Here is a 17,195-nt window from a genome sequence, read left to right as displayed (position 1 = left end):
GCAGTCGAGCGGCTGTGGCAGCCCCTCAGCTCCCTCCGAACCAGTTGTAGCCCTGGTCTTCCCAGTAGCCACCGGGATAGGTGTTGGTCACGTACATCGCCTGGATGTGCTTGGGGTTCTTGTAGCCAAGCTTGGTCGGCATGCGCAGCTTCATCGGGAAGCCGTACTTCGGCGGCAGCGGCTGGCCGTCGTAGCTCAGCGCCAGCAGCGTCTGCGGATGCAGCGCGGTCGGCATGTCGATGCTGGTGTGGTAGTCGTCCGCGCACTGGAAGCCGACGTACTTGGCGCTCAGGTCCGCGCCGACGTGGCGCAGGAAATCGGCAAAGCGCACGCCGCCCCACTTGCCGATGGCGCTCCAGCCTTCCACGCAGATGTGGCGCGTGATCTGGTCCTGCTGCGGCAGCGCGCGCAGTTCGGCGAGCGTCCAGCGGCGCTTGTCGGCGACCATGCCGCTCACTTCGAGGCGGTAGGTGGCTTCGTCGACCTCACGGACTTCGTCCTCGCCGTAGTAGGCGTTGAACGGAAAGGGGCGCGTGATCTCGGCTTCGGTGTAGGTCGGCGCCAGCCGCGTCGGGCTGAAGAGCCAGCCCTGCACCTCGTCGTTGAAGCGCGAGACCTTCGAGAGCGCCGCTTCCACGTGGCTGTCGTCGCTGATGCTGCAGCCGGTGAGCATCGACAGGCCGCCCAGCGTCAGCGACCGGCGCAGGAACAGGCGGCGCGAGGGCGCGTCGAGCCGCCGCTCGATGAGGGCGCGGGCTTCGCGCACCACGGCGTCGCCGTCGACACCGACCAGGGGAGGACGTTTGAAAAGGAAGCTCATGGGGTGTGGGGCGCGCGACCGCGCAGCATGGTGAGCAGGGTGCGGGGCACGAGCGCCACCATCACGAGGTGCACGGCAACGAAAGCCACCAGGGCGGCCATCGCCACGAAGTGGACGCGGCGCGCGGCTTCGTAGCCACCCAGCAGCTCGCGCAGCAGCGGGAACTGCACCGACTTCCACAGCACCAGCCCCGACAGCACGATCGCGACGAGGTCGACGATCACGAACAGGTAGGCGAGCTTCTGCACATGGTTGTAGTGGCGCGGGTCGGCGTGCGAGAGCCTGCCGCCGAGCGCGGCCCGCGCATCGCGCCAGAGGCCGGCCGGCGTGAGCGGGAAGAACTTGCGCGCGAAGCGCCCGCTGGCAAGGTTCAGCACCAGGTAGACGAGCCCGTTGAACACCAGCAGCCACATCGCCGCGAAGTGCCACTGCAGCGCGCCGCCGAGCCAGCCGCCCAGCGTGATCGCGGCCGGAAAGCGAAAGGCAAAGAAGGGCGCCGCGTTGTAGATGCGCCAGCCGCTGGTCACCAGCACCAGCACGGCCAGCGCATTGAGCCAGTGCGTGACGCGCATCCACAGCGGGTGGATCGGTCGGTGGTCGGGGGCGGAGCGTGTCTGCATGGCCCGGATTGTTGGGCGCACCCCCTCGCCGATTCATCACGCAAAGTTCAAGGATTCGTGATAACTCCGGGGGGCGTCTCGCAGGACAATCGCGGCCATGGACACCGCCAAACGCGTGCTGATCGTCGAAGACGACGCCCACATTGCCGAACTGCTGCGCATGCACCTGCGCGACGAGGGCTATGCGGTCGAGCACGCCGCCGACGGCCACGCGGGCCTGCGCGCGCTGGAGCGCGGCCAGTGGGACGCGCTGGTGCTCGACCTCATGCTGCCCGGTATCGACGGCCTCGAGATCTGCCGCCGCGCCCGCGCCATGGCGCGCTACACGCCCATCATCATCGTGAGCGCGCGCTCGAGCGAAGTGCACCGCATCCTCGGGCTCGAACTGGGCGCCGACGACTACCTGGCCAAGCCCTTCTCGGTGCTGGAGCTGGTGGCGCGCGTGAAGGCGCTGCTGCGGCGCACCGACGCGCTGGCGCGCAACGCGCGGCTGGAGTCGGGCAGCCTCACGCTGGGCAACCTCGACATCGAGCCGCTGGCGCGCGAGGTGCGCGTCGACGGCAAGCCCATCGAACTCACGCCGCGCGAGTTCGACCTGCTGTATTTCTTCGCGCGCCATCCCGGCAAGGTGTTCTCGCGCCTCGACCTGCTCAACCAGGTCTGGGGCTACCAGCACGACGGCTACGAGCACACGGTCAACACGCACATCAACCGGCTGCGCACCAAGGTCGAGGCCGACCCGGCCGCGCCGCGGCGCATCCTCACGGTGTGGGGGCGCGGCTACAAGCTCGCGGCGGACGACGCTGCGCCAAAAGGTGAAGTTCCATGATGGCGTGGGCCACGCTCTCGCGGCGCCTGTCGATCGCGTTCGCGGTGCTGCTGCTGGCCTGCTGCGGCGCCTCGGCGTGGCTGCAGATGCGCGCCGGCGCGCAGCACGCGCAAGAGGTGACGCAGCGGCTGTCGCTCGGGCTTGCGGCCCACATCGCGCAGAACACCGAACTCATGAAGCCGGGCGGGCTCGACCCGGTGGCGGTGAAAGACCTGTTCGACAAGCTCATGACCGTCAACCCCAGCGTCGAGGTCTACGTGCTGGGGCCCGACGGCCGCATCGAGGCCCAGGCCGCACCGCCCGGGCACCTCAAGCGCGACAAGGTGGCGCTCGGCCCCATCCGCCGGCTGCTGGCCGGTGAGCGCCTGCCCATCGCGGGCGACGACCCGCGCAGCCCCGACGGCGCCAAGGTCTTCAGCGCCGCGCCGCTGCGCATGGGCGGGCGCGACGCCGGCTATGTGTACGTGGTGCTGCAGGGCGAGGACCATGACGCGCTGGCCGCCAACCTGGCGGCCGACACCGTGCTGCGCACCACGCTGTGGTCGATGGCCTTGGTGGCGCTGCTGGGGCTCATCGCCGGGCTGGTGGCGTTCCGCCTCATCACCCGGCCGCTGCGCGAGCTGACGGCGGCGGTGCGGCGTTTCGAGGCCGAGGGCATCGAGGCGCTGGAGCGCGAGGCGCCCATGCCCGCGCCGCCGCGCCACGCCGACGACGAGATCGCGCAGCTGCAGCAGGCCTTTGCGCAGATGACGCGCCGCATCGCCGAGCAGTGGCGCGAACTGAGCCTGCAGGACCGCCAGCGCCGCGAGCTCTTCGCCAACATCTCGCACGACCTGCGCACGCCGCTCACCTCGCTGCACGGCTACCTCGAGACGCTGCTGCTCAAGGCCGGCACGCTCAGCGAGGAAGAGCGTCGTCGCTACCTGGAGATCGCGCTCGGCCAGAGCCGCAAGGTGGGCCGGCTCGCGCAGGAGGTGTTCGAGCTGGCGCGGCTCGAGTACGGCGTGGTCAAGCCCGAGAAAGAAAACTTTGCGCTGGCCGACCTCGTGCAGGACGTGTTCCAGAAGTTCGAACTCGCGGCCGAGGCGCGGCGCCAGCAGCTCAAGCCCGACATCGCGCCGAACCTGCCCGTGGTGTCGGCCGACCTCGGCATGATCGAGCGCGTGCTGACCAACCTGCTGGACAACGCCATCCGACACACGCCGGCCGGCGGCGAGATCGAGGTGCGCCTGCGCCCGTCCGACGCCGGCGTGGCGGTGCAGGTGAGCGACACCGGCCCCGGCATTCCGGGCGAGCTGCAGAAGGGCCTGTTCACGCGGCCGGCCTTTGCCGATGGCGGCACGCGCGGCGGCGGGCTGGGGCTGATGATCGTGCAGCGCATCCTGCAGCTGCACGGCAGCGACATCCGGCTCGTGCCGCAGCCGGGCAAGGGCGCGGTGTTCCTGTTCCGGCTCGGGGGCGCCACAGCGCGCTGAAGGCGCTGAAGCCGGCGGTCGGCGGGTTTGCCAGCGGGCGGCGGGCGATGCTACAAGCGAAGCGGCATCACCCCCCAAAGAACAGAAGGAGACCACCGACCATGCCCGCTTTCGAGACTGTCCTGATCGACAAGGACCCGCAACACCCGCGCATCGCGCGCCTCGTGCTCAACCGCCCCGAGAAGCTCAATGCCATCGGCGACAGCACGCCAACCGACATCCGCCGCGCGGTCGAATGGGCCGAGGCCGACGACGAGGTGCATGTGATCGTGGTCGAGGGGGCGGGCCGCGCCTTCTGCGCCGGCTACGACCTGGGCGACTATGCCGAAGGCCAGGGCCGCGAAGGCCAGGGCGACCATCCCTGCCGGCAGGAGAAAACGCCGTGGGACCCGATGCTCGACTACGCCGCCATGAAGCGCAACACCGAAGACTTCATGTCGCTGTGGCGCTGCCGCAAGCCGACCATCGCCAAGGTGCACGGCTACGCGGTGGCGGGCGGCAGCGACATCGCGCTGTGCTGCGACCTGCTCACCATGGCCGACGACGCGCGCATCGGCTACATGCCCACGCGCGTGTGGGGCTGCCCGACCACCGCGATGTGGACCTACCGCCTCGGCGCATTGCGCGCCAAGCAGCTCATGTTCACCGGCGACACCATCACCGGCACGCAGGCGGCCGACTGGGGCCTGGCCAACTTCGCGGTGCCGGCGGCGCAGCTCGACGAGGCCACGCTGGCACTCGCGCAGCGCATCGCGGGCGTGCCCAGTTCGCATCTCATGATGCACAAGATGGTCGTCAACCAGGTCTGGCACTCGATGGGGCTGGAGCAGACCCAGATGTTCGCCACCGTGTTCGACGGCATCACGCGCCACAACCCCGAAGGCATGTGGTTCCGCCGCCAGGCCGAGGCCGAAGGCTTCAAGAGCGCGGTGCAGTGGCGCGACAGCGGCCGGCCGATTCCCGAAGGCGACGAGGCCAGGGCGCGCATCGCCGAGCTTGAAGCGAAGCTGGCTGCGCGCGGCTGAGCGCGATGGTTCGCGTGGTGGCTCAGCCGCCCTTGCGGCGCTTCACCACCACCGTGGCCTCGAGGCCTTCGTAGGCCTCGGCGTCGCCGTACCAGCTGCCCGAGATGGGCGCCGCCAGCGCGGGGTCGCGCGCCACGCCCACGCGGATCAGCTGGCCGCTGCCCATGAGGTTGTTGGTGGGGTCGAAGGCCAGCCAGCCCGCGCCGGGCAGGTAGGCCTGCAGCCACGCGTGCGTGCTGCCGGCGCCGGTGACCGATTCGCCGGGGGCCTGCCCGGTGGCGTCGTTGTCGAGCGACGCGTCGTACAGGTAGCCCGAGACGAAGCGCGTCGCGATGCCGAGACGGCGCGTGGCTTCCATCATCAGCAGCGCGTAGTCGCGGCAGCTGCCGCTGCCCAGCGCCAGCGTCTCCAGCGGCGTCTGCGTGCCTTCCTCGTCGCGCGCCTTGTATTCGAAGCTCTGGCCGATGTGCGCGTTCATGCGCGTGAGCACGTCGCGCGTGCTGTTGGGCTGGTCGGTGTGCAGGAACTGGTGCGCCCAGCGGATCAGCGTGCCGTTGGCATCGTCGTTGTGGTGCGGGCGCAGGTAGTGCTCCAGGTCCAGGCGCTCCTGCACCGAATAGGCAAAGGGCAAGAACTCGGCCGACGGGTCGAGCGTGAGCAGGTCGCGCTGCGATGGCGGCACGTGCTCGATGGTGAACGAGCAGACGATGCGCAGCTCGGTCGCCTCGCCCAGCGGCTGCACCAGCGCGACGGAGTTGGAGTACGGGTCCTGGATCAGCCGCGTGAGGGCCTGCGGGCTCACCTGCAGGTCGGTGGCGAGCACCCGCAGGTCGTGGCTGTCGCGCGGACGGAACATCACGCGGTGCAAGCCGAAGGTCACCGGCTTGTTGTAGCGGTAGACGGTGGTGTGGGTGATGTCGTACTGGATGGCCATGGCGCGCATTGTGCGGTGCGCGCGTGGCGCCGGGGAGCCGGGAAGCCCGTACGGGCCGATTCAGTCCGATCCGGGCCAGAGCCGCTGCGTGCCCAGCGCCTTGGCGAGGGTCGCGGGCAAGGGCAGCGGTTCGCCATGCCACTGCGCCACCAGCAACTCGGCGCACAGGGTGGCAAAGCTCAAGCCGCGCGAGCCCAGCGCGGTGCAGGCCCACAGGCCCTCGTCGGCGCCCGGGGCCAGCGGGCCGACCAGCGGCCGGCGGTCGCCCGAGGCGCAGCGCACGCCGACCCAGGCGCGGGCGTCTCCGCGTTCGAAGGCGGGCGCGAGCGCGGCGGCGGCGCCAGGATGCAGGCGCGCCAGTCGTTCGCGGTTGGCGAGGCGGTCTGCGTCGGTGGGGGCGAGGTCGGTGCTGTCGCGGTCGAAGGTGGCGCCGATCAGCCACAGCGGCTGCGGCGCCTGGCCGTCGGGCACGCCGGCAATCAGGTGGCCGTCGCCGTTGATGGGGGTGACGGGCAGGGCGGCGGGGTCTGCGCGGCCCCAGGCGACCTGGCCGCGCACGGGTTGCAGCGGCAGGTCGGGCGCGAAGTGGTGCGATGCGAAGCCCGCGGCCACGACGACGCGGTCGGCCTCGGCGAGCAGGGCGCCGGTGTCGTCGAGCAGCTGCCAGCCGCTGTCCGTGCGTGCGAGGCGCGCCACGTGGCAGTTGCCGCGGAATTCGACGCCCGGTTGGCCCAGCCACGCGGCGATCAGGCGGTGCGGCCGCACCCAGGCCGCGCGCGCATGCCAGAGCGCCGGCGTGTCGGGCGGCAGGCCGGCTGCTGCGAGCCGGTCGGGCTGTGCGGGCCAGGATTCGTTCGGCCCGTCCGTGCTCCAGCCGGGCGGCACGCGCACGTCGCCGTCGGGCCGGCGTTCGAGCGAGCCGTAGGCGCCCCAGTCGCGGCCGGGGTCGAGCCGCAGCGCCAGTTCGGTCCAGGTGGCGCGGATGCCGGCGCGCGTGAGCCGCGACAGCAAGGCGTCGTCGGACGACACGTGCGGCGCCAGCAGCCCGACCGGCAGGCCCGACGCGCCCGAGGCCGGCGTGTCGGCCGCGTCGAGCACCGTGACCCGCCAGCCGCGCCGCGCGAGGCTGGCCGCCACGGCCGCACCCGCGAGCCCGGCACCGATCACCGCGCAGTGGCCGGGCGCGTCGACGCCTTCGCGCACCGGCTGGCGGCGCCGCACCGTCCAGGCGGGCGCGAACACGCCGCGCAGGCTGCCGTGACGCGAATCGAGCTGGAAGCCGTTCTGCATCAGCGCATGGCGCACCCCGTCGTCGTCGGTGCGGGCCGCGAGGCCGGTGCCCTGGCGGGCGAAGCGCGACACCGCCTTGAGCGTGTCGGGTGAGGCCATCGCCGAGCCGAAACCGTCGAGGAAGAGACTGTCGGCCTCGAAGCGCTGGGCGCGCAGCATCGGCTGCAGCTCGCCCACGCACAGCGTGAGCAGCACGCGGCCGTCGTCGAAGGCCAGCCGATGAAAGCCCGGCAGCAGCCCGGTCCATTGGCGGGCCAGTTCCGCGGCGAGCGGCGCCAGCGCCGGGTCGGCCTCACCGGCGCGCAGCAGATCGCCGGCCGGCGCCGGATGGGCGTCGACCGCGACGTAATGCAGCAGGCGCGACCGGTTCGGGTCGGCGCGCCAGGCCTGCCAGGTTGTCAGGAAATGAAAGCCCAGCCCGAAGCCGGTTTCGAGAATCCGCCATTGCGGGCGCCCGGACCAGGCGGCGGGCAGGCCGCAGCCGTCCAAAAACACACGGCGCGAAAGCGCCGGTGTGTCGTTGTCGAGGGGGGAGGTGTCGCCGGAGCGCGCGCCGAGCGGGGTGCCGTCGGCGGCCACGCCGGACTCAGTTCGAGGGGGGAACGTAGCCTTGCGCCACGTCGGCGCCTTCGCCGAAGAAGTGCTTTTCCATCTGGCGGGCCAGGTACTGGCGGGCGCGCAGGTCGGCCAGGTTCAGCCGGTTTTCATTGACCAGCATGGTCTGTTGCTTGAGCCAGGCGGCCCAGGCTTCCTTGCTGACGTTTTCCCACAGGCGCTTGCCCAGGTCGCCGGGGTACGGCGGAAAGTCGAGTCCTTCGGCCTCTTTGCCGAGCTTGATGCACTGAACCATGCGTGCCATTTGATTGCCTCTTGTGGGGGAAAGCGGTTGCTTAGTTGATTTGGCTATTAAGAACTGAAAACTTGGTCGTTCCAGTTCCTATATGTCGTATTCAGAATACGTGGCTTCATTGATATGCCTTTTTAAGAGCAAGACACCATGAGCCTTCGCCGCGACTTTATCAAGCTTTCCCTGGGTGCCGGCGTGGCCGGTGCCTTGGCCCTGTCGGCATTGCCGTCGTTTTCGCAGGGTGCGGCGGGTGCCAAGGGCCCCGTGACGCTGCTGAACGTGTCGTACGACCCGACCCGCGAGCTGTACGTGGACTACAACCAGGCCTTCGCCAAGTACTGGAAGGCCAAGACCGGCCAGGACGTGAGCGTCAAGCAGTCGCACGGCGGCTCGGGCAAGCAGGCCCGCTCGATCATCGACGGCATCGATTCCGACGTGGCCACGCTGGCGCTGGGCGGCGACATCGACGCCCTGGCCACGCACGGGGGCCTCGTCAAGGCCGACTGGCAAAAGCGCCTGCCGCACAACTCCGCCCCCTACACCTCGACCATCGTGTTCCTGGTGAAGAAGGGCAACCCCAAGGGCCTGAAGGACTGGGACGACCTGGTCAAGCCCGGCGTGCAGGTGATCACCCCCAACCCCAAGACCTCGGGCGGCGCCCGCTGGAACTACCTCGCGGCCTGGGAATTCGCCAAGCGCAAGTACGGCGGTGACGTCAAGGCCAAGGAATTCGTGGGCAACCTGTACAAGAACGTGCCCGTGCTCGACACTGGCGCGCGCGGCTCCACCATCACCTTCGTGCAGCGCGGCGTGGGCGACGTGTTGCTGGCCTGGGAAAACGAAGCCTTCCTGGCGCTGAAGGAATTCGGCCCCGAGAAGTTCGAGATCGTCGTGCCGTCGATCTCCATCCTGGCCGAGCCCAGCGTGGCGGTGGTCGACAAGGTGGTCGACAAGAAGGGCACGCGCGCCGTGGCCGAGGAGTACCTGAAGTGCCTGTACTCCGACGAAGGCCAGGACATCGCCGGCCGCAACTTCTACCGCCCGACGTCTGACAAGGCCAAGGCCAAGTACGACAAGCAGTTCCCCAAGCTCACGCTGGTGACCATCGACCAGGCCTTCGGCGGCTGGGCGAAGGCCGACAAGGAGCATTTCGCCGACGGCGGCTCCTTCGACCAGATCTACGCGCCCAAGCAGAAGTAAGCGCAGCCGTTCCGGAATCGATCGCTGGTGGCACCCCGTGGGAGGGCGCCGGGGATCGCTTCGCCCTGAATTTCTCCTGAAGCCCAACGAAAGTTTCTCGTGTCCGTTCTCCTGATTGCCGGCAGCCCTTCGGCCCCGTCCCGTTCCACCGCCTTGCTCGACGCGGTGGGCGAGCGGCTGGCCCAACGCCATGCGCGCATCGAGCGGCTCGCGATCCGCGACCTGCCGGCGCAGGCGCTGCTGCTGGCCGAGTGGGCGCATCCGGCCATCGAGCGTGCCATTGCCCAGGTGGCGGCGGCCCGCGTGATCGTGGTGGCCACGCCGGTCTACAAGGCGGCCTACAGCGGCGTGCTGAAGGTCTTTCTCGATCTGCTCTCGCAGAACGCGCTCAAGGGCAAGACGGTGCTGCCACTGGCCACCGGCGGCAGCCCGCACCACATGCTTGCGCTCGACTACGCACTGCGGCCCGTGCTGCAGTCGCTGTCGGCGCGCCACATCCTGCCGGGCGTCTACGCGAGCGATTCGCAGATCGCGCTGACGCCCGAGAACGCCTACCAGGTGCACCACGACCTGGCGGAGCGCCTGAACGAAGCCGTCGAGGTGCTCGCGACCGAAGGCCTGAAGCTGCCGGCCACGCACGGCTTCGAGCCGGTTCCTTTCTCCCGTGTGCGATGTAGCGTTTGACGACCGGGTTCGCTGCTGAACCCGGCCCCGGCCAGACCTCTTTCCGTTCCCCGTTTTTCGAAGCCGCCTGCGCGCGGCCGGGGGATCGCTTTGCCTCACGTTTTTGCACCAAGGAATTCCGCATGAACCCCGTCGCTCCCGAAGACTCCGTGTTCGAAGTCGCGCCGCGCTCCTTCTGGCAGGCGCTGCGCGACCTGGCCATCAGCGCCGTCGTCGTCACCGCCATCGCGCTCATCGTGAGCTTCATCTCCGCCGCTTCGGCACACGCCCAGACGCAGACGAAGGCCAGGGGCGAGCTGCGCATCGGCTACCAGAAGTCGGCCAGCCTGTTCGTGCTGCAGAAGGCGCAGGGCACGCTCGAGAAGAAGCTCTCGCCGCTGGGCTTCGGCGTGAAGTGGGTCGAGTTCCCGGCCGGGCCGCAGCTGCTCGAAGGGCTGAACGTGGGTGCGGTCGACGTGGGCTATGTCGGCGAGGCGCCGCCCATCTTCGCGCAGGCCGCGGGGGCGAAGTTCGTCTACTTCGGCTACGACCCGGCCGCGCCGCGCGCCGAGGCCATCCTGGTCACCAAGGATTCGCCCATCCGCTCCGTGGCCGACCTCAAGGGCAAGAAGGTCGCGCTCAACAAGGGCAGCAACGTGCACTACCTGCTCGTGAAGCAGCTGGAGAAGAACGGCCTGAAGCTCTCCGACATCCAGCCCGTGTACCTCGCACCCGCCGACGGCCGTGCCGCCTTCGAGAGCAAGAACGTCGACGCCTGGGTGATCTGGGACCCGTTCCAGGCCGCCGCCGAGAAAGCCACCGGCGCCCGCGTGCTGGCCGATGGCGCACCGGACGTGGTCAACAACTACCAGTACTACCTGGGCGAGCGCGGCTTCGTGAAGAAGCACCCGCAGGTGATCGACGCGCTGTTCGCCGATTCGGTCGAGCAGGGCATCTGGCTCAAGAAGAACCTGCGCCAGGCCGCCGAGCTCATCGCGCCGCTGCAGGGCCTGCCCGTGGACGTGGTCGAGCTGGCGCTGCGCCGCTACGAGTTCAACGTGAAGCCGATCACCGCCGCCGTCGCGGCCGACCAGCAGCAGATCGCCGACACCTTCTACGCGCTCAAGCTCATTCCCAAGCCCATCAAGGTCAGCGACGCGGTCGTCACGGCCCAGCCCTGAACAGTTTCGAAGGACCCCATTCCATGACCCGCATTGCCATTCCCCGCCGCCGCCTGCTGCAGGGCGCGGCCGCCGCCCTCGCGCTGCCGTCGTCGTTCGCCGCCCTGGCGCAGAGCCCCGCGCGCCAGTTGCGCATCGGCCACCAGAAGGGCTACCTGAGCGTGCTCAAGGCCCGCGGCACGCTCGAGAAGCGGCTGGCGCCGCTGGGCGCCACCGTGAAGTGGACCGAGTTCACGGCCGGCCCGGTGCAGCTCGAGGCGCTGAACGTCGGCTCGATCGACTTCGGCGACGTGGGCGAAGCGCCGCCCATCTTCGCGCAGGCTGCCGGCGCGCCGCTGGCTTACGTGGGCGCCACGGTGCCGCGCCCGAAAACCGAGGCGGTGCTGGTGCCCAAGGGCTCGGCCATCCAGACCGTGGCCGACCTCAAGGGCAAGAAGATCGCGCTCAACAAGGGCTCGAACGTCCACTACTTCATCGTCAAGCTGTTCGAGAAGCACGGCCTGGCGTACAGCGACCTGAACCTGGTCTACCTGCCGCCGGCCGATGCGCGCGCCGCCTTCGAAAAAGGCTCGGTCGACGCCTGGGTGATCTGGGACCCGTTCCTGGCCGCCGCGCAGCAGTCGCTCGACGCGCGCATCCTGGCCGACGCCGTGGGCGTGGTCGGCAACCGCGCCTACTACTTCTCGTCGCTTGACTACGTGGCGAAAAACGCCGACGTGCTGGCCATCGCGATCGAAGAGGTCAACAAGATCGACCAGTGGGGTGCCGCCCACCGCAACGAACTGGCGACCGAGCTGTCGGCCATCTGGGGCCTGCCCAAGGCCGTGGCCGACCTGTCGCAAGGCCGCACGGCCTACGGCACCGGCCCGATCACCAAGGCCATCCTGGCCGAGCAGCAGCAGATCGCCGACACCTTCTTCGCGCTCAAGCTGATCCCCAGAAAGATCAACGTGCTCGAAGCCGCCGGCGCGGGGATCGCGTGATGACCGCCGTGCTGTCGACTGCGCTGCACGAACGCGCCGGCCAGGTGCTGGCCATCACGGCGCGCGCCTGGGGCGTCGTGTCCGCGGCGCGCCGCCTTCCTTTCCTGCTTGCCGTCTGAACGGGCAAGCCAACGAACGATCGAGAGTTTCCGATGCAGATCTTCTGGTTCCTCCCCACGCACGGCGACAGCCGTTACCTCGGCACGAGCGAAGGCGCGCGCGCCGTCGACCTGCCGTACCTGCAGCAGATTGCCGGCGCGGCCGACCACCTCGGCTACGAAGGCGTGCTGATTCCCACCGGCCGCTCCTGCGAAGACCCGTGGGTGATCGCCTCCAGCCTGATCGGCGCGACGAAGAAGCTCAAGTTTCTGGTGGCCGTGCGCCCGGGTCTGCACCAGCCCAGCCTGGCCGCACGCATGGCCGCGACCTTCGACCGGCTCTCGGGCGGGCGCCTGCTCGTGAACCTCGTCACCGGCGGCGACCAGGCCGAGCTGGAAGGCGACGGCGTGTACCTCGACCATGCGGCGCGCTACGAGCAGTCGGCCGAGTTCATCCGCATCTGGCGCGAGATCATCGCGCGCAGCCACGAGACCGGCACCTACGACTACGAGGGCAAGCACCTGAGCGTGAAGGGCGCGCGGCTGCTGTTTCCGCCGGTGCAGAAACCGTATCCGCCCGTGTGGTTCGGCGGCTCGTCGGCCGCGGCGCACGACCTGGCCGCCGAGCAGGTCGACGCCTACCTGACCTGGGGCGAGCCGCCCGCGGAGGTGTCGAAAAAGATCGCCGACGTGCGCGCCCGCGCCGAACGCCAGGGCCGCACCGTGCAGTTCGGCATCCGCCTGCACGTGATCGTGCGCGAGACCGAGGACGCGGCCTGGAGGGCCGCCGAAGAACTCATCAGCCGCGTCGACGACGAGACCGTCGCGCGCGCCCAGGCCGCCTTTGCGCGCATGGACTCCGAAGGCCAGCGCCGCATGGCCGCGCTGCACGCCGGCGGCGCCAAGCGCGGACGCGCCGATCTGGAGATCGCGCCCAACCTGTGGGCCGGCGTGGGCCTGGTGCGCGGTGGCGCGGGCACGGCGCTGGTCGGCGACGCCAAGACCGTGGCGGCGCGCATCGAGGAGTACGCGGCGCTGGGCATCGACAAGTTCATCTTCTCGGGCTACCCGCACCTCGAGGAGGCCTACCGCTTCGCCGAGCTGGTGTTCCCGCTGCTCTCGCGCAAGGCCAAGACGCAACTCGCGGGCGGCTCGCTGAGCGGTCCCTTCGGCGAAGTCGTCGCCAACCTCGACGCGCCGTCGCGCCTCGTCTCCCAAAGCTGAGGACACGCATGACCGAACAAGTACAGGAACTGCCGGCCGTGGCGCCGGCATCGAACACAAGCGATGCAGGCAGCGCGCTGCGAGGCTTCGGCCTCAACGTCGCGAAGCGGCTCATCCCGTGGCTGGTGCCGGTGGGGCTGATCGTCGTCTGGCAGATCGCTTCGTCGCTGGGCTGGCTCTCGACGCGCGTGCTGCCGGCGCCCCTTGACGTGGTCAAGGCCGCGTGGTCGCTCACCGTGTCCGGCGAGCTCTGGACGCACGTGAAGGTGAGCGCGGGCCGTGCGCTCGCGGGGCTCGCCATCGGCGGCGGCGCGGGGCTGGCGCTGGGCCTGCTCACGGGCTCGGTGAAGTTCTTCGAGACGCTGCTCGACTCGACCATCCAGATGGTGCGCAACATCCCGGCGCTGGCGCTCATTCCGCTGGTGATCCTGTGGTTCGGCATCGACGAATCGGCCAAGCTCTTCTTGATCTCGGTGTCGGTGTTCTTCCCGATCTACCTGAACACCTTCCACGGCATCCGCAACGTCGATCCGCAGCTCATCGAGATGGGGCGCACCTACGGCCTGTCGCGCTGGCAGCTGTACCGCGAGGTGATCCTGCCGGGCGCGCTGTCGTCGATCCTCGTGGGCTTGCGCTTCTCGCTGGGCCTGATGTGGGTGATCCTCATCGTGGCCGAGACCATCTCGGCGCAGGCTGGCATCGGCTACCTCACGATGAACGCCCGCGAGTTCCTGCAGACCGACATCGTGCTGGTGGGCATCCTGCTGTACGCACTGCTCGGCAAGCTGGCCGACCTGTTCGCGCGCGGCCTGGAGCAGTGGTGGCTGCGCTGGCACCCGGGCTACCAGAAGAAGCCGGCGAAGTGAGGGCAGGGCACATGAACCACATCCTCATCAATCGCCGCACCGCCATTGCGACGCTGGGTGCGCTCAGCGCCGGTGCCGTGCTGGCACAGCAGCAACGGCCCGCCACCGTGCGCTTCGGCTACCAGAAGTCGTCCACGCTGATCGCGCTGTTGAAGGTGCAGGGCACGCTCGAGAAGCAGCTCGCGCCGCTCAACGTTTCGCTGAGCTGGCACGAATTCACCAGCGGCCTGCCGCTGCTCGAGGCGCTGAACCTCGACAACCTGGACATCAGCGCCGACGTCGCCGACACCGTGCCCGTGTTCGCACAGGCCGCCGGTGCCGACCTGACCTTTCTGGCGCAGGAAGCACCATCGCCGGCCGCGCAGGCCATCGTCGTTCGCGACGAGTCGCCGCTCAAGACCGTGGCCGATCTCAAAGGCAAGAAGGTCGGCTTTGCGAAGGCAGCCGGCGCGCACTACCTGCTGATTGCCGCGCTCGAAAAGGCCGGCCTGTCGTTCAAGGACATCGAGCCTGCGTACCTCACGCCCGCCGACGGCCGCGCCGCCTTCGAGCGCGGCGCCATCGACGCCTGGGTGGTGTGGGACCCGTTCCTGGCCGCCGCCCAGCGCCAGTCGAAGGTGCGCATCCTGGCCGACGGCGCGGGCATCGCGTCGTACCAGCGCTACTACCTGGCGAGCACCAAGTTCGCGAAGGCGCGCCCCGACGTGCTGCGCGTGGTCTACGCCGAGCTGGAGAAGACCGGCAAGTGGGTCAAGCAGCACCCCAAGGAAGCCGCAGCCCTGCTCGCGCCGGTGTGGGGGCTCGACGCCCCGACCATCGAGCAGGCCAACAGCCGCCGCAGCTACGCCGTGCGGCCCGTGGTGCCCGGTGGGCTGGCCGAACAGCAGCGCATCGCCGATGCCTTCTTCGCCGAGAAGCTGCTGCCCAGAAAAATCGATGCGCTGAAGGTGGCGCTGTTCAACCCCGGGGCCTGAATTCATGAGTGCCGTTCTGAAAGACATCCAACCCCAAGCCATTGCCGGCGGCGTGCGCCTCGAGGCGCGCGGCCTGCACAAGCGCTATGGCGCGCGCGAGGTGCTGCGCAACACGCAGCTGACCATCGAGCCGGGCCAGTTCATCGCCATCGTGGGGCGCAGCGGCTGCGGCAAGAGCACGCTGCTGCGGCTCATCGCGGGCCTCGAAGAAGCCACCTCTGGTGGCCTGTACACCGACGGCAAGGCCGTGAGCGGCCTGCACGACGACACGCGCATCATGTTCCAGGAGGCGCGCCTGTTGCCCTGGCGCCGCGTGCTCGACAACGTGACGCTGGGCCTGCCGAACGACGCCAAGGCGCGCGGCAAGGAAGTGCTGGCGCAGGTCGGCCTGGCCGACCGCGAGAACGAATGGCCGGCGCGCCTGTCGGGCGGGCAGCGCCAGCGCGTGGCCCTGGCGCGTGCGCTGGTGCACCACCCGCGCCTGCTGCTGCTCGACGAGCCGCTGGGCGCGCTCGACGCGCTCACGCGCATCGAGATGCACCGCCTCATCGAGAACCTGTGGCAGCGCCACCGCTTCACCGCGCTGCTGGTGACGCACGATGTGCAGGAAGCCGTGGCGCTGGCCGACCGCGTGATCCTCATCGAGGACGGCCGCATCGCGCTCGACGAGAACATCGCGCTGGCCCGCCCGCGCTCGCAGGGCGACCCGGCCTTTGCCGCGATCGAAAAACGAATCCTCGACCGGGTGCTGCAGAAGTCCGAAGAGACCGATGTGGAAAGCACCGATGCCAGCTGGCTCACGCCTCAAGCTCATGCCCTGCGCTGGGCGATCTGAGTCGTTTCATCCATTCCCCCTTTGAAAGGCAGTCGCATGTCGCAGAACTGGAAATTCGAAACCCTGTCGGTCCACGCCGGCTATTCGCCCGACCCGACCACCCGCGCGGTCGCGCCGCCGATCTACCAGACCGTCGCCTACGCCTTCGATAGCGCGCAGCACGGCGCCGACCTGTTCGACCTGAAGGTGCCGGGCAACATCTACACCCGCATCAACAACCCGACGCAGGACGTGCTGGAACAGCGCGTGGCCGCGCTCGAAGGCGGCATTGCGGCGCTGGCGCTGGCCTCGGGCCAGGCGGCCGTGACCTACGCGATCCAGACCATCGCCGAGGCCGGTGACAACATCATCAGCAGCACGGCGCTCTACGGCGGCACCTACAACCTGTTCGCCCACACGTTGCCGCAGTTCGGCATCACCACACGCTTCGCGGACCACCGCGACCCGAGCAGTTTCGAAAAGCTGTTCGACGAGCGCACCAAGGCGGTGTTCGTCGAGTCACTGGGCAACCCGGCGGGCAACGTGACCGACATCGCGGCCATCGCCGAAATCGCGCACCGCCACGGCGTGCCGCTCATCGTCGACAACACCGTGCCCTCGCCGTACCTGAGCCGGCCCATCGAGCACGGCGCCGACATCGTGGTGCACTCGCTCACCAAGTACCTGGGCGGCCACGGCACCAGCATCGGCGGTGCCATCGTCGATTCGGGCAAGTTCCCGTGGGCTGAGCACAAGGAGCGCTTCAAGCGCCTGAACGAACCCGACGTGAGCTACCACGGCGTGGTCTACACCGAGGCGCTGGGCCCGGCCGCCTACATCGGCCGTGCGCGCGTGGTGCCGCTGCGCAACACGGGCGCGGCCATCTCGCCGTTCAACGCCTTCCTGATCCTGCAGGGCATCGAGACGCTGGCGCTGCGCATGGACCGCATCAGCAGCAATGCGCTGGCGGTGGCGCAGCACCTGAAGCAGAGCAAGGCCGTCAACTGGGTGAACTACGCCGCGCTCGAAGACCATGCCGACTACCCGCTGGCGAAGAAGTACTTCGGCGGCAAGTCCAGTGGCGTGCTGACCTTCGGCATCGGCGCGGGCCGCGAGGGTGGGGCGAAGTTTCTCGATGCGCTGAAGCTCTTCACGCGCCTGGTGAACATCGGCGACGTGCGCTCGCTGGCCACGCACCCCGCATCGACCACGCACCGGCAGCTGTCGCCCGAAGAACTGGCCCGGGCCGGCGTCACGGAAGACACCGTGCGCCTGTCGGTGGGCATCGAGCACATCGACGACCTGATCGCCGACCTCGACCAGGCCCTGGCCGCCGCATCGAACTGACACAG

The 17,195-nt window shown here is 69.4% G+C and carries 17 protein-coding genes; 12 read left to right on the top strand and 5 right to left on the bottom strand.

Features of this window, described 5'->3' with window-relative positions; translation table 11 throughout:
* Positions 1 to 25: 25 nt before the first annotated feature.
* Together ACAM42_RS18910 and ACAM42_RS18905 are read right to left on the bottom strand one after the other, a co-directional pair.
* A complete protein-coding gene (locus ACAM42_RS18910) occupies positions 26 to 820 on the bottom strand; it encodes a molybdopterin-dependent oxidoreductase (RefSeq protein ID WP_369629012.1) in 795 nt (264 codons plus the stop codon).
* The gene (locus tag ACAM42_RS18905; protein ID WP_369629011.1) at positions 817 to 1,440 is read right to left on the bottom strand and encodes a cytochrome b/b6 domain-containing protein; all 624 of its coding nucleotides are present in this window, start codon (positions 1,438 to 1,440) and stop codon (positions 817 to 819) included. The genes ACAM42_RS18910 and ACAM42_RS18905 overlap by 4 nt, the downstream gene beginning before the upstream one ends.
* Before the next feature lie 97 nt (positions 1,441 to 1,537).
* Here ACAM42_RS18905 and ACAM42_RS18900 point away from each other — a divergent pair, with 97 nt between their 5' ends.
* From ACAM42_RS18900 to ACAM42_RS18890, 3 genes are all read left to right on the top strand, one after another.
* Positions 1,538 to 2,269, top strand: coding sequence for a response regulator transcription factor (locus tag ACAM42_RS18900; protein WP_159271667.1), 732 nt, complete (start codon positions 1,538 to 1,540; stop codon positions 2,267 to 2,269).
* On the top strand, positions 2,269 to 3,744 hold the full coding sequence (locus ACAM42_RS18895) for an ATP-binding protein (protein ID WP_369632786.1): 1,476 nt from the start codon (positions 2,269 to 2,271) through the stop codon (positions 3,742 to 3,744). Before ACAM42_RS18900 ends, ACAM42_RS18895 begins: the two co-directional genes overlap by 1 nt.
* A gap of 101 nt (positions 3,745 to 3,845) precedes the next feature.
* Positions 3,846 to 4,769, top strand: a complete 924-nt coding sequence (locus tag ACAM42_RS18890; RefSeq protein ID WP_369629010.1) for a crotonase/enoyl-CoA hydratase family protein — start codon at positions 3,846 to 3,848, stop codon at positions 4,767 to 4,769.
* A gap of 22 nt (positions 4,770 to 4,791) precedes the next feature.
* On the opposite strand, the gene ACAM42_RS18885 is transcribed toward ACAM42_RS18890, so the two are convergent.
* Genes ACAM42_RS18885 through ACAM42_RS18875 form a run of 3 tightly spaced genes read right to left on the bottom strand, consistent with a single transcriptional unit; the run spans position 4,792 to position 7,852 of the window.
* Positions 4,792 to 5,703 carry a transglutaminase family protein gene (locus tag ACAM42_RS18885; protein WP_223301327.1) on the bottom strand — a complete coding sequence of 304 codons (912 nt, stop codon included), beginning with the start codon at positions 5,701 to 5,703 and terminating at the stop codon, positions 4,792 to 4,794.
* Between the two features lie 60 nt (positions 5,704 to 5,763).
* Entirely contained in the window at positions 5,764 to 7,572 is a 1,809-nt protein-coding gene (gene mnmC, locus ACAM42_RS18880; protein WP_369629009.1) for an FAD-dependent 5-carboxymethylaminomethyl-2-thiouridine(34) oxidoreductase MnmC, read from the bottom strand.
* A 7-nt stretch (positions 7,573 to 7,579) separates the two neighbouring features.
* Positions 7,580 to 7,852, bottom strand: coding sequence for an oxidative damage protection protein (locus tag ACAM42_RS18875; RefSeq protein WP_070060844.1), 273 nt, complete (start codon positions 7,850 to 7,852; stop codon positions 7,580 to 7,582).
* A 138-nt stretch (positions 7,853 to 7,990) separates the two neighbouring features.
* Here ACAM42_RS18875 and ACAM42_RS18870 point away from each other — a divergent pair, with 138 nt between their 5' ends.
* The 9 genes from ACAM42_RS18870 (at position 7,991) to ACAM42_RS18830 (ending at position 17,190) form a co-directional block, all read left to right on the top strand.
* Positions 7,991 to 9,040, top strand: a complete 1,050-nt coding sequence (locus ACAM42_RS18870) for a sulfate ABC transporter substrate-binding protein (RefSeq protein WP_369629008.1) — start codon at positions 7,991 to 7,993, stop codon at positions 9,038 to 9,040.
* Between the two features lie 99 nt (positions 9,041 to 9,139).
* Complete coding sequence (gene ssuE / locus ACAM42_RS18865) at positions 9,140 to 9,724, top strand: NADPH-dependent FMN reductase (RefSeq protein WP_070060842.1); 585 nt, start codon at positions 9,140 to 9,142, stop codon at positions 9,722 to 9,724.
* A 122-nt stretch (positions 9,725 to 9,846) separates the two neighbouring features.
* Entirely contained in the window at positions 9,847 to 10,884 is a 1,038-nt protein-coding gene (locus ACAM42_RS18860; protein ID WP_082817948.1) for a sulfonate ABC transporter substrate-binding protein, read from the top strand.
* A gap of 23 nt (positions 10,885 to 10,907) precedes the next feature.
* A complete protein-coding gene (locus tag ACAM42_RS18855) occupies positions 10,908 to 11,867 on the top strand; it encodes a sulfonate ABC transporter substrate-binding protein (RefSeq protein WP_369629007.1) in 960 nt (319 codons plus the stop codon).
* Positions 11,868 to 12,019: 152 nt separating this feature from the next.
* The gene (ssuD, locus tag ACAM42_RS18850) at positions 12,020 to 13,189 is read left to right on the top strand and encodes an FMNH2-dependent alkanesulfonate monooxygenase (protein WP_369629006.1); all 1,170 of its coding nucleotides are present in this window, start codon (positions 12,020 to 12,022) and stop codon (positions 13,187 to 13,189) included.
* A gap of 8 nt (positions 13,190 to 13,197) precedes the next feature.
* Positions 13,198 to 14,055: an aliphatic sulfonate ABC transporter permease SsuC gene (ssuC, locus tag ACAM42_RS18845; protein ID WP_159271671.1), complete on the top strand. Its 858-nt coding sequence runs from the start codon at positions 13,198 to 13,200 to the stop codon at positions 14,053 to 14,055.
* Positions 14,056 to 14,066: 11 nt separating this feature from the next.
* The gene (locus ACAM42_RS18840; RefSeq protein ID WP_369629005.1) at positions 14,067 to 15,029 is read left to right on the top strand and encodes an aliphatic sulfonate ABC transporter substrate-binding protein; all 963 of its coding nucleotides are present in this window, start codon (positions 14,067 to 14,069) and stop codon (positions 15,027 to 15,029) included.
* A gap of 4 nt (positions 15,030 to 15,033) precedes the next feature.
* On the top strand, positions 15,034 to 15,864 hold the full coding sequence (locus tag ACAM42_RS18835; protein WP_095745458.1) for an ATP-binding cassette domain-containing protein: 831 nt from the start codon (positions 15,034 to 15,036) through the stop codon (positions 15,862 to 15,864).
* A 36-nt stretch (positions 15,865 to 15,900) separates the two neighbouring features.
* Positions 15,901 to 17,190, top strand: coding sequence for an O-acetylhomoserine aminocarboxypropyltransferase/cysteine synthase family protein (locus ACAM42_RS18830; RefSeq protein WP_070060836.1), 1,290 nt, complete (start codon positions 15,901 to 15,903; stop codon positions 17,188 to 17,190).
* The last annotated feature ends 5 nt before the right edge of the window (positions 17,191 to 17,195 follow it).

The sequence above is a fragment of the Variovorax sp. V35 genome (assembly GCF_041154465.1).
Lineage (GTDB): Bacteria > Pseudomonadota > Gammaproteobacteria > Burkholderiales > Burkholderiaceae_C > Variovorax > Variovorax boronicumulans.
Note: the sequence above shows the minus strand (reverse complement) of the source record. Positions and strands in the feature narration are given on the sequence as shown.